This window comes from Micromonospora chalcea, from assembly GCF_002926165.1.
GTDB classification, from domain to species: domain Bacteria; phylum Actinomycetota; class Actinomycetes; order Mycobacteriales; family Micromonosporaceae; genus Micromonospora; species Micromonospora chalcea.
In genome coordinates, this window is sequence record NZ_MAGP01000046.1 from 84,985 (window position 1) to 97,751 (window position 12,767).

Genomic DNA, 12,767 nt, shown 5'->3' on the forward strand with positions numbered 1-12,767 from the left:
AAGGAGGCGTCATGACAATCCACTCGCAGGCCCCCGTCGTGGTGGGCGTGGACGGATCGGCCACCGCCCTGGACGCGGTCCGGGTCGCCGCCCGCGAGGCCGCCGACCGGAACCGGCCGCTGCAGGTGGTGCACGCGTTCATCTGGCCGCTGACCCGCGCGCCGCTCACCCCGGCCCCGGGCGCGCCCGCCGGCGCCGGCCTGCGCAACCAGGCCGAACGGTGCGTCGCCGAGGCGGTCGCCGAGGCCGGCAAGGTCGCGCCGGACGTACCGGTCACCGGCGTGGTGGTCGACGGCGCGCCGGCTGCGGTGCTGGTCGCCGAGTCCCGCGACGCCGCGCTGATCGTGCTCGGACACCGCGGCCTGGGCGGCTTCGCCGGCCTGCTCATCGGCTCGGTCACGCTCCAGGTGTCCGCCCGCGCCCACTGCCCGGTGCTGGTGACGCGCGGCGAGGCACGCGCCGACGGCCCGGTCGTGGTCGGCGTGGACGGCTCCGAGCTGTCCACCGCGGCGGTCGGGTTCGCGTACGAGGAAGCCGCCCGCCGGGGCGCCTCGCTGATCGTGGTGCACGCCTGGCTGTACCCCACCCCGATGGGTCCCGGCGACATCCTGCCCCTGGTGTACGACCCGGAGGCGCTCGCCGAGGAGTCCCGGCGCGTCGTCGCCGAGTCTGTCGCCGGCTGGTCGCAGCGTTACCCCGACGTGCCGGTGCGGCAGCGGTCCATCCGCGGAGCCCCGGCCCGGGTGCTGGTCGAGGAGTCGAAGGACGCCCAGCTGGTGGTGGTCGGGGCGCACGGCCGTGGCGCGTTGGGCGGGCTGCTGCTCGGCTCGGTCAGCCACGCCGTGCTGCACCACGCCCACTCGCCGCTGGTGATCGTCCGCGACGCCGCCTGACTCCGCGACAGCGCCTGTTTCCGCGACAGCGCCTGACGCCGCGACGGCGTCAGGCGCGGCGGACCGTGGTGAGGTCGGCCAGCCCGGAGATGGTCAGCAGCGGCTCCAGCAGCGGACCGGCGACCAGCGCGATCCGGTCGGCGTGCGGGAACAGCGCGGCCAGCCCGGCGCTGTCCAGGTACTCGACCTTCGTGAGGTCCACGACCAGGGGTTCGCCCTCGGGCCGTACCCCCTCGGCCAGCGCGTCGGCGAACGAGGATGCGTTGCTCATGTCGATCTCGCCGACGGCGGTCAGCACGCGGACGCCGTCGGGACGGTCGCTCGTGGTGAGAGTCAGGGACGCGCTCATGCGGTGATCCTCGCCTGCATGTCGACGGTGGTGCCGGTCGCTCCCGGAGTGACGCTGATGCTGTCCATCAGCGCGCGCATGAGCACGAGCCCCCGGCCGCGGTGCGGATCGGGGGGTTGCTCGCGCTCCCGCCAGTGACCGCTGTCGGTCACGCTCAGGCGCAGGTTGTTCGCGGTGGCGGCGGCGCGCAGCCGGATCCGCCCGCCGGGGTTGTCGCGGTGCCCGTGCTCGATCGCGTTGGCGCACGCCTCGCCCGCCGCCACCAGGATGTTGTAGGCGTGGGCCGGGGCCAGCCCGCAACGGTCCAGCCATCCTCGCAGCGCGGTACGCACCTCGGCCAGCCGCGTCGACTCGGCCGGGAACTCCAGCTCCAGCGGCCCGGGATGGCGGTAGAGCAGCAGCGCCACGTCGTCGTGGTAGCCGCCGTCGGGCGTGAGCCGATCCATGATCTCGGTGGCGAGCACCTCCACCGGCGCGTGGTGGCCCTGCTGGATGGCGTCGGTGGCGCGGGCGATGCCGACGGTGATCGGCTGGCGGCGGCGTTCCACCAGACCGTCGGTGTAGAGCATCAGGGTGGCGCGCGGCGGCACCGTGGCCTCCGCCTCCGGTCGTTCCTCACCCGCGCGGACGGCCAGCGGCCGGGACCGGCCGTGCTGCAGGAGCTGGGGAGTGCCGTCGGCGCCGACCACGATGGCCGGCGGGTGACCGGCGCTGGAGTAGCGCATCAGGCCGGTGACCGGGTCGAGGACGCCGCAGAAGACGGTGGCGCAGGACGCGCCGGGAAGCAGCGCGGCGAACCGGTCCAGCGCCGCCAGCGTCCGGGCCGGGCTGGGGTCCTGCAACAGCAGGGCGCGGCACGCGCTGCGCAGCTGCCCCATCACGGTGGCGGCCCGCAGCCCGTGTCCCACGCAGTCGCCGACGACGATGCCGATGCGCCCGTCCGGCAGCTCCACCGTGTCGTACCAGTCGCCGCCGACCTTCAGCGGCACCGCGGCGGGGGCGTACCGCACGGCGAAGCCGGCGGGCAGTTGCGCCGGGCCGAGGATCGCCCGTTGCAGGGCCAGCGCGGTCTCCCGCTGCTGGTCGATCTGGTGCACCCGGTGCAGCCCCTGACCGATGTGGCCGGCCAGCAGCGCCAGCAGGGTCTGGTCCTGCTCGGTGAAGGGCCGCTTCTCGCCCAGGTCGATCCAGAGCGCCATGGTGCCGTGCGGGTGCTCGACTGCGATGCCGGCGCCGTGTCGGCGTGTCGCCACCGGCGTCAGCAGCGGGGTGTCGCGCAGCGCGAGCAACGCCTGCCGGCGTTTGGCGGGCAGCGTCGCCCACCGGGCCGCCGGGTCGGTGCCGGTCACGTCGGGGGTGGGCAGGTCACCGAAGACGGCGGTGAGCACGCCCGCGGCCCGCCACAGCTTGCGCAGCTCGTCCAGCACGCCGTGCAGCGCGTCGGCGAGGTCGTCGGCCCGGGACAGGCGCATGCCGAGCCCGGCCAGGGCGGTCTCCCGCTGGACCGCGTAGTGCTCGGCGGTGACGTCACGGAACGTGCCCACGATCATCCGCCGGCCGCTGTCCGGGTCGTCCACCTGGTTGAACGCGGCAGAGATCCAGATCCGGTGCCCGTCGCGATGGGTCACCGGCACGGTGTAGGTGCCGCGGGACTGGCCGACCAGCCTCGAGAACGCGGCGGCCACCTGACGGTGCGCGTCCGGTTCGGCCTCCTGGTCCGGCCACCACGGCTGTACCGGCGGATAGGGCAGGCCCTCGGTCCCGTAGCCGAGGACGTCGGTGAACGCCGCGTTGATCTCGACCACGGCGCCGTTCTCGTCGCAGACGAAGAACGCCTCCTGCAGCGAGTCGACGAGCGCGGTGCGCCAACGCGCGTGGTGGTTGCGCAGCCGCGCCAGCTCCACGTTGGCGCGTACGCGGGCCAGGCGCTCGGCGGCCGGGAACGGCTTGACCAGGTAGTCGTCGGCGCCGGCCTCCAGCCCTTCGATCGAGGCCTCCTGGCCGGCGCGGGCGGACAGCAGCAGCACCGGGGTGCCGGCCGTACGGGGATCGGCGCGCAACGCGGCCACCAGTTGCAGGCCGTCGAGCCGGGGCATCATCACGTCGCTGACCACCAGGTCGGGCGTCTGCGCGCGGGCGGCGTCCAGCGCGGCACGCCCGTCGGCGACCGTGTGCACCTCGTGTCCGGCCGAGCGCAGCAGCCGGGTGAGGTACTCCCGCATGTCGGCGTTGTCGTCGGCCACCAGGACGCGGGCCGGCGCGCCGCCGGGCAGCGGATGCACCGGGCCGTCCGTGGCGGCGGGCCCGTCCTCGCCGACGACGGCGCCCGGGTCGGCGGGCAGCCAGCGCAGCGCCTCCTGCACGAACGGCTCGGCCGACCCGGGCGCCCGGCCGGCGCCAGCCGGGGTGAGCGCGTCGGCGGGCAGGTGAGCGGTGCCGAACGGCAACCGGACGGTGAAGGTTGTGCCGCGGCCCACGGCGCTGTCCGCGTCGATGTCGCCGCCGTGCAGCGAGACCAGTTCCTTGACCAGGGCGAGGCCGATGCCGCTGCCCTCGCCGGAGCGGGACCGGGCGTTCTCGATGCGGTGGAACCGCTCGAACAGGCGCGGCATCTCCTCGGCCGGGACGCCGATGCCGGTGTCGGAGATCCGCAGCACGGCCATCCCGTGCTCGGCGTCCATCCGCACCCGCACCGTCCCGTCGAAGGTGAACTTCAGCGCGTTGCTGAGCAGGTTGAGCACCACCTTCTCCCACATGCCCCGATCCACGTGCACCGGCTCGGGCAGGGGCGCGCAGTCGACCTCGAAGGAGAGGCCGGCGCGCTCGATCGCCGACCGGAAGACGCTGGCCAGGTCGGCGGTCACCGCGGCCAGATCCACCGGCTCGTAGCGGGCCTGCATCCGGCCCGCCTCGATGCGGGAGAAGTCGAGCAGGCTGTTGACCAGCTTGCCCAGGCGCAGCCCGTTGCGGCGGATGACGTCCAGCTCCGTGCGGACCCGCTCGTCGGCGTCGTGCAGCCGGCCGCGCAGCTCGTCCACCGGCCCCATGATCAACGTGAGCGGGGTGCGGAACTCGTGACTGATGTTGGAGAAGAAGGCGGTCTTGGCGCGGTCCAGCTCGGCGAGCTCCTCGGCCCGCCGCTGCTGCGCCTGATAGCTGCGGGCGCTCGCGATTCCGGTCGCCAGGTGCCCGGCGGTCAGCTCCACGAAACCGCGGTAGCCGTCGTCCAGCGCCCGGTAACGGTTGAGTCCCGCCACCAGGAACCCGTACGGCGCGCCGCCCTGCTGCCGAAGCGGCACCAGCAGGGCCTCGGCCGGCGGGGCGGGCCAGACACCCGCGGGCAGGTCCGCGAAGGCCGGGCCGTCGAGCGTCACCCGTACCGGGTCGCCCTCGGTGAGGGCGCCGGCCGGCCACGGGGCGGCGGGGTCGGTGAGGGACAGCGTGGCCGGGGCCGCCGGGTGACCGGCCGGCAGCCCGGTCGCCTCCGCCAGCCGGGCGTCGCCGTCGCGGTCGTACAGGTAGGTGAGCGTGAACGGCAAATCCTGCGGGTTGCGGGCCAGCTGGCGGCTGACGAACGTGAGCGTCTCCTGCTCGGTGCGGATGACGCTCGGGTCCGAGCCGAGGTCGCGCAGCGTGGCCATCCGCCGCTCGCCGATGACCCGCTCGGTGTCCTCGCTGACCACGCAGAGCATCCCGACGAGGCTGCCGTCGTCGTCGCGCAGCGGGCTGTAGGAGAACGTGTGGTACGTCTCCTCCCGGTAGCCGGCCCGCTCCAGGAACAGCAGCAGTCCCTCGTCCCAGGTCGCCTCGCCGGTGCGCAGCACGGTGTCGACGCGGGGACCGATGTCGTCCCAGATCTCGGTCCACACCTCGTTCGCCGGGCGGCCCAGCGCCCACGGGTACTTGCGGCCGAGCGTGTCCCGCCGGTATGCGGCGTTGCAGAAGAACGTCAGCTGCGGTCCCCAGGCCATCCACATCGGGAACCGGGAGGACAGCAGGATCCGCACCGAGGTCCGCAGGCTCTGCGGCCACGTGTCCGGCGGCCCGAGCGGGTGCGCGGACCAGTCGACGCGGGCCAGGTCCGGCCCGATCTCACCGTCGACGGCGAAGACGTCGGCGCGCGTACGCGGGTCGGTGTCAGCGCCGCTCATCGCCCGAGTCTCCCCCACCCCGTCCGATCCCGCTCGTCCGGGCCGCGTCGCGGCCTCGTTGTCGCTTCTTGCCCCGTCGCGCCCCCGGCACTCCACCCGGGGCGGGGAGATCTGACTCACGTGACGGCGGCGGGTCAGGGCAGGGGTTCGTGGTGCGGCAAAACGAAAGGCTGCGGCATAACGAAAGGCAAGGAGACCGATCTCCTTGCCACTATCAATGTATATCGCACCCCGGGTCTTGCCGCAAGGCCCCGGTGATGCCGCAGAATCATCGGCCGATGCGGGTTGAGCTGCGAAAACGGGGGCACGGCATGACCGGACGGTACGTGTGGCAACTGCACGAGGTGGACGAGGCGCGGATCGCCGCGGTCGGCGGCAAGGGCGCGCACCTGGGGGCGCTGACGCGGATCGACGGGGTGCGCGTACCCAGGGGTTTCTGCGTGACGACGGACGCCTTCCGGCTGGTGGCGCGGACGCCGGCGCTGGCCGGCCCGCTGGACCGGCTGGCCCGCGCGGACGCGGACGACCCGGCGGCGCTGCGCACGGCCGCCGCCGAGGTCCGTCGCGCCGTCGAGCGGACCGCCCTGCCCGGCGACGTCGCGGCGGCGGTCACCGCCGCGCTGGCCGCGCTCGGGGCGGACGCCGCGTACGCGGTGCGCTCCAGCGCTACCGCGGAGGACCTGCCGGACGCCTCGTTCGCCGGCCAGCAGGACACCTACCTCAACGTGGTCGGCACGGCCGAGGTGCTGCGGCACGTCAGCCGCTGCTGGGCCTCGCTGTTCACCGACCGGGCGGTGACCTACCGGCGGCGCCACGGCATCGACGACCGCGCCGTGGACATGGCGGTGGTGGTGCAGCGGATGGTCTTCCCGGACGCCGCCGGGGTTCTGTTCACCGCCGACCCGGTCACCGGCGACCGGCGGGTGGTCTCGGTGGAGGCGGGCTTCGGGCTGGGCGAGGCCCTGGTCTCCGGCCTGGTGAACCCGGACGTGTTCACGGTGCGCGACGGCGCTGTCGTCGGCCGGCGGATCGGCGCGAAGTCACGGGCCGTGCACGCGGCGCCCGGCGGCGGCACCCGGCAGGCGCCCGTCGACCCGGCGCGGCAGGCCCAGCCGGCGCTGACCGACGCGCAGGCGGTACGCCTCGCCGCGCTGGGCCGGCGGGTCGAGGCGTACTTCGGCTGCCCGCAGGACGTCGAGTGGGCGGTGACCGGGGACGACGTCCACATCCTGCAGAGCCGGCCGATCACCACGCTGTTCCCGGTGCCGGCTGCCGCCGCCGACGGGACGTTCCACGTCTACCTGTCGGTCGGCCACCAGCAGATGATGACCGACGCGATGAAGCCGCTGGGCCTGTCGATGTGGCGGCTGACCGCCATGGCGCCGATGCACGAGGCGGGCGGCCGGCTGTTCGTCGACGCCACACCGCACCTGGCCACCCCGGCGGGCCGTACCGCGTTCCTGGGCATGATCGGCCGGGCCGACCCGCTCACCCGGGACGCGCTGGAGACGGTCCTCGCCCGCGACGTCGTACCGGCCGCGCCGGACCCGGCCCCGGCCGGCCCGCCCGCGGGTGGGCCGCCGCCGGCGATCGACACCGATCCGGCAATCGTCACCGGCCTCGTCGCGCGCAGCCGGGCGTCCGTCGCCGCCCTGCGCCGCGACATCGAGGGCCGCAGCGGACCGGAGCTGTTCGACTTCCTGATCGAGGCGTTCGCCGAGCACAAGCGGGTGCTCACCGATCCGGTGAGCGCCCAGGTGATCATGGCCGGGATGCAGGTCGCCTGGTGGCTCAACGACAAGCTGGGGGAGTGGCTCGGCGAACGCGACGCCGCCGACACGCTCACGCTGTCCGCGCCCGGCAACGTCACCGCCGAGATGGGGCTGGCGCTGCTCGACGTGGCCGACGTGATCCGGCCGTACCCCGAGGTGGTGGCGTTCCTGCGGGACGCCGGCGACGGGTTCCTGGACGAGCTGCCGAAGCTGCCCGGCGGCGTCGAGGCGCGCGCGGCCGTCGATGGCTACCTGGACCGGTACGGCATGCGCTGCGTCGGCGAGATCGACATCACCCGGCCACGGTGGAGCGAGCGCCCGGCCACGCTCGTGCCGCTGATCCTGGACAACGTCCGCACCTTCACCCCGGGCGCTGCCGCCCGCCGCTTCGCCGAGGGCCGGGAGCGGGCCGAGGCGAAGGCCCGGGAGGTGCTGGACCGCCTGCGCGCGCTGCCCGACGGTGAGCGCAAGGCCGCCGAGACGCAACGCATGATCGACCGGGTACGCACGTTCGCCGGCTACCGCGAGTACCCGAAGTACGACATCGTGAGCCGCTACGCCGTCTACAAGCAGGCGCTCATGGCCGAGGCGGACCGGCTGGCGCGCGCCGGTGTGCTCGCCGGTCCGGAGGACGTCTTCTTCCTCACCTTCGACGAGTTCCGCGAGGTCGCGGCCACCGGGCGGGCCGACGCCGGGCTGATCCGGCGGCGCCGCGAGGAGTTCCGGGCGCACCAGGCGCTCACCCCGCCCCGGGTGCTCACCTCCGACGGCGAGGCCCTCAACGGCTCGTACCGGCGCGACGACGTGCCGCCGGGCGCCCTGGCCGGGCTGGCGGTCTCGGCCGGCGTGGTCGAGGGGCGGGCGCGGGTCGTGACGGACCTGACCCGGGCCGACGTGGAGCCGGGCGACATCCTCGTCACCGCGTACACCGACCCGAGCTGGACGCCGCTGTTCGTCGCAGTCGCGGGACTGGTGACGGAGATCGGCGGCCTGATGACGCACGGCGCGGTGATCGCCCGCGAGTACGGCCTGCCCGCGGTCGTGGCGGTGCCGGACGCGACCCGGCTGATCCCCGACGGCGGGCGGATCCGCGTGCACGGCACCGACGGGTACGTCGAGCTGCTGTCCTGACCGGCGCGGCATGCTCGATGATGGAGGTCCGGCGAGCGGGGAGGCGCGATGCGGATCGGGGAGCTGTCGGCGCGTACCGGGGTCAGCGCCCGGTCCATCCGGTACTACGAGCAGCAGGGCCTGCTCGCCGCCCTGCGCACGCCGAGCGGCCAGCGGGTCTTCGCCGAGTCGGCGGTGGACCGGGTCCGGCTCATCCAGCGGCTGTTCGACGCCGGGCTGAGCAGTCGCCGGATGGCCGAGCTGCTGCCCTGCGTGACCGATCCGGAGATCCGCACCTCGTGGCTGACCGACCGGCTGCGCGAGGAACGGGCCCGGATGACCGCCGAGATGGCACGGCTCGCGCACGCCGTCGCGGTGCTCGACGACGTGGTGGCCGACATGACAGTGACCGAGGACACCCGGGATCCGGCCGCCTGAGCGCTTGCAGTTGACACCGGTGTCAACTCCTAGCGTCGGGTCATGAACGCGACTCTGGACACCGCATCGCCGGTGACGCCGCTGCTGGAGCCGGTCACCGTCGCCGGCCTGTCGTTGCCGTCCCGCTTCGTGATGGCGCCGATGACCCGTAACCGCGCGCCCGGCGGCGTGCCGACGCCGGAGATGGCCGAGTACTACCGGCGCCGCGCCGCGGCGGGCGTCGGCCTGATCGTCACCGAGGGCGTGCTGGTGGACCATCCCAGCGCCGGCCACGAGGACACCGTGCCACGGATGACTCCCGGCGCGGCCGAGGCCGGCTGGCGCGGCGTGGTCGAGGCGGTGCACGCCGCCGGCGGCCGGATCGCCGCGCAGCTGTGGCACCTGGGCAGCCTGCGCGAGCCGGTGGACGGCGCTCCGGCGTGGACCCCCGCGGGGGTACGCGAGCCGGGCCGCCCCGCGCCGCACGCGATGACCGCCGCCGACGCGGACGTCCTGCTGGCGGCGTACGCGGACGCGGCAGGGGTGGCGGTCCGGGCCGGGTTCGACGCGGTCGAGATCCACGCCGCGCACGGTTACCTGCTGGACGAGTTCCTGTGGCCGTACACGAACCGCCGGACCGACGCGTTCGGTGGCTCCCCGGCGCGGCGGGCGGCGTTCCCGGCGGCCGTGGTCCGCGCGGTGCGCGAGCAGGTCCCGGCACACCGGCCGGTGATCGTGCGGTTCTCCCAGTTCAAGGAGCGGGCGTTCGACGCGCGGATCGCCGAGACCCCGGCCGAGCTGGCGCGGATCCTCGGCGCGTTCGCCGAGGCCGGCGCGGATGTGCTGCACGCCTCGCAGCGTCGCTTCTGGGAGCCGGCGTTCCCCGGCTCGCCGCTGAACCTGGCCGGCTGGGCGAAGCGTCTCACCGGTCTGCCGTCGATCACCGTCGGCTCGGTCGGGCTGCGCCGGGACTTCCTGCGCGCGGGCGGCCCGGAGTCGGTGGCGGGCCTGGCCGCGCGGCTGGCGGATGGGGAGTTCGACCTGGTCGCGCTGGGCCGCGCGCTGCTCGGCAACCCGGCCTGGGTGACGCACGCCGCGGCCGGCCGGCTGGACGAGATCGTCGACTACCGCAAGGCGCACGAGGACGTCTATCCGTAGGCGCCAGGGGTTGACGCCGGGGGATGTTATCGCTCACAGTCGATGGCAGGGCATGAGCGCCGCAAGGCTCACCGGGCGAGCCGCGCTGGTCGTACCCCGACACCGTCACCGGACGCGGAGTCGGGGGAGTCGCACCACCACCATCGCGTAACCCCCGGAAGAGGAATCCGCATGAGACGAAAGAGAGCCTTGCTGACCACCGGCATCCTGGCCGGCGCGCTCGCCGCCGGCATGGCGGTGGCCCTGGCGCCGGCCGCGAGCGCCGGCACCACGCTGCGCGCGGCGGCGGCCGAGAAGGGCCGCTACTTCGGCGCTGCGGTCGCCACCAACAAGCTGTCCGACAACACGTACGCCACGGTGCTGAACCGCGAGTTCAACTCCGTGGTGGCCGAGAACGAGATGAAGTGGGACGCCACCGAGCCGCAGCAGGGGCGGTTCAACTACAGCGGTGGCGACCGGCTGGTCAGCCACGCCCGCGCGAACGGGATGTCGGTGCGCGGGCACGCGCTGCTCTGGCACCAGCAGCAGCCGTCGTGGGCGCAGGGTCTGTCCGGCAGTTCGCTGCGCAACGCCGCGATCAATCACGTCACCCAGGTCGCCACCCACTTCCGGGGGCAGATCTACGCCTGGGACGTGGTGAACGAGGCGTTCGCCGACGGCGGCAGCGGCGGGCGCCGTGACTCGAACCTGCAGCGCACCGGCAACGACTGGATCGAGGCCGCGTTCCGGGCCGCCCGCGCCGCCGACCCGGGCGCGAAGCTCTGCTACAACGACTACAACACCGACGGCATCAACGCGAAGTCGACCGGCATCTACAACATGGTGCGCGACTTCAAGTCGCGTGGCGTGCCGATCGACTGCGTCGGCTTCCAGTCGCACCTGGGCACCACGATCCCCGGGGACTACCAGGCCAACCTCCAGCGGTTCGCGGACCTCGGCGTGGAGGTCCAGATCACCGAGCTGGACGTGATGACCGGCGGCAACCAGGCGAACATCTACGCCGCCGTCACCCGGGCCTGCCTGGCGGTGTCGCGCTGCACCGGCATCACGGTGTGGGGCGTGCGGGACTGCGACTCGTGGCGCGGCTCGGACAACGCGCTGCTGTTCGACTGCTCGGGCAACAAGAAGGCGGCGTACAACGCCGTGCTCGACGCGCTCAACGCGGGCGGGAACAACCCGCCGCCGACCACGACCCCGCCACCGAACAACCCGACCACGCCACCGCCGGGTCAGGGCGGGTGTACGGCCTCGGTGACGCTGAACTCCTGGACCGGTGGCTTCGTCGCCAACGTGAAGGTGACAGCCGGCTCGTCGGGCACCCGGGGATGGACCGTCACCATGACGCTGCCGGGCGGCGCGAGCGTCACAAACACCTGGAGCGCCACCGCGAGCGGTAACAGCGGCACGGTGCGGTTCACGAACGTCGACTACAACGGCCAGCTCGGCGCCGGCCAGAGTGCCGAGTTCGGGTTCCAGGGCAACGGAAGCGGATCGGGCATGACGCCCACCTGCTCTGCCTCCTGAGCTCAGGCGTCGCGGGGGCGGTACGACGTGCCGCCCCCGCGACGTCCGGTCGCGTCCTACCTGGAGCGCCGTCTCTGTTACAAGAAAGAGACATGCACATTTCGCGCGATTGGTTGACGGGGCAACTTGTGAGCGTTAACACTCGCCGTGACGGTTACCTGTGTCACAGGGGCCCACGGAGGGGAGAGGACGCTCGTGCGCAGACGAATCCTGGCCGCAGTCAGCGGCGCCGCGCTCGCGATCAGCCTGGCCGCGTGCAGCGGCGAGGGCGCCGGAGGCGGCTCGGACACCAGCTCCGCCAAGCCCGGCGACCTGACGATCGGCGTCTCGATGCCGACCCAGACCTCGGAACGGTGGATCGCCGACGGCAACTCGGTGAAGGAGAAGTTGCAGGCCAAGGGCTACAAGGTCGACCTGCAGTACGCCGGGGACGACATCCCCACCCAGTCGCAGCAGATCGACCAGATGATCACCCAGGGCGCGGACGTGCTGGTCATCGCCCCGATCGACGGCACCGCGCTCAGCGGCCAGCTCCAGGCCGCCGCGGCCGCGAAGATCCCGGTCATCTCCTACGACCGGCTCATCCGTAACAGCCCCAACGTCAGCTTCTACGTCAGCTTCGACAACTACAAGGTGGGCGTGGCCCAGGCCAACGCGCTCCTGGTCGGCCTCGGCCTGCTCAACAAGGACGGGTCCAAGGGCGCCGCGACCGGCCCGTTCAACGTGGAGCTGTTCGCCGGCTCGCTCGACGACAACAACGCCGGCTTCTTCTTCAACGGCGCGATGGACACGCTCAAGCCGTACTTCGACGCCGGGACGCTGAAGGTCAAGTCGGGGCAGACCAAGATCGAGCAGGCCGCCATCCTGCGCTGGCAGCAGGAGACCGCGCAGAAGCGGATGGAGGACCTGCTCACCTCCAGCTACAACGACGGCAGCAAGGTCGACGGCGTGCTGTCGCCCTTCGACGGCCTCTCCCGGGGCATCATCACCGCCCTGCAGAACGCCGGTTACCGCGGCGGCGCCAAGAAGATGCCGGTGGTGACCGGGCAGGACGCCGAGGTCGCGTCCGTCAAGCTCATCAACGACGGCGTGCAGAGCTCCACCGTGTTCAAGGACACCCGGCTGCTGGCCGAGCAGGCGGTGATCGCCGCCGAGGCGTTCCTGCGCAAGGAGGAGCCGAAGGCCAACGAGACCAAGGCGTACAACAACGGCGTCAAGGTCGTGCCCGCATTCCTGCTGCCGGTCCAGACGGTCTACAAGGAGGACATCAAGTCCGTCCTGATCGACTCCGGTTACCTGACCGAGCAGGAGGTCGCGGCCGGCCGAGCCGGCTGATCCGGCCGGCGGGCCCGGTGGCGCGGTACGCCACCGGGCCCGCCCCGCTCCGGACACC

Annotated in this window: 8 protein-coding genes; 6 read left to right on the plus strand and 2 right to left on the minus strand. The window is 73.3% G+C overall.

From position 1 onward, the window contains the following. Positions 1–11 precede the first annotated feature (11 nt). Entirely contained in the window at positions 12–893 is an 882-nt protein-coding gene (locus tag BAW75_RS05870; protein ID WP_064445613.1) for a universal stress protein, read from the plus strand. 49 nt (positions 894–942) lie between these two features. On the opposite strand, the gene BAW75_RS05875 is transcribed toward BAW75_RS05870, so the two are convergent. Then, entirely contained in the window at positions 943–1,242 is a 300-nt protein-coding gene (locus tag BAW75_RS05875; RefSeq protein WP_043323291.1) for an STAS domain-containing protein, read from the minus strand. Beyond that, positions 1,239–5,393, minus strand: a complete 4,155-nt coding sequence (locus BAW75_RS05880; protein ID WP_104112896.1) for a SpoIIE family protein phosphatase — start codon at positions 5,391–5,393, stop codon at positions 1,239–1,241. The genes BAW75_RS05875 and BAW75_RS05880 overlap by 4 nt, the downstream gene beginning before the upstream one ends. Before the next feature lie 311 nt (positions 5,394–5,704). On the opposite strand from BAW75_RS05880, the gene rph reads away from it, so the two are divergent. The 5 genes from rph to chvE all read left to right on the plus strand — a co-directional run bounded on the left by rph (position 5,705) and on the right by chvE (position 12,709). After that, positions 5,705–8,296 (plus strand): rifamycin-inactivating phosphotransferase, encoded by a 2,592-nt coding sequence (gene rph, locus BAW75_RS05885; RefSeq protein ID WP_104112897.1) that lies wholly within the window; start codon positions 5,705–5,707, stop codon positions 8,294–8,296. Positions 8,297–8,344: 48 nt separating this feature from the next. Beyond that, on the plus strand, positions 8,345–8,713 hold the full coding sequence (locus BAW75_RS05890; RefSeq protein WP_069088436.1) for a MerR family transcriptional regulator: 369 nt from the start codon (positions 8,345–8,347) through the stop codon (positions 8,711–8,713). 42 nt (positions 8,714–8,755) lie between these two features. Then, positions 8,756–9,850 (plus strand): oxidoreductase, encoded by a 1,095-nt coding sequence (locus tag BAW75_RS05895; protein WP_104112898.1) that lies wholly within the window; start codon positions 8,756–8,758, stop codon positions 9,848–9,850. A 171-nt stretch (positions 9,851–10,021) separates the two neighbouring features. Beyond that, the gene (locus BAW75_RS05900) at positions 10,022–11,374 is read left to right on the plus strand and encodes a glycoside hydrolase family 10 protein (RefSeq protein WP_104112899.1); all 1,353 of its coding nucleotides are present in this window, start codon (positions 10,022–10,024) and stop codon (positions 11,372–11,374) included. A 195-nt stretch (positions 11,375–11,569) separates the two neighbouring features. Beyond that, entirely contained in the window at positions 11,570–12,709 is a 1,140-nt protein-coding gene (gene chvE / locus BAW75_RS05905) for a multiple monosaccharide ABC transporter substrate-binding protein (protein ID WP_043323299.1), read from the plus strand. Positions 12,710–12,767 lie beyond the last annotated feature (58 nt).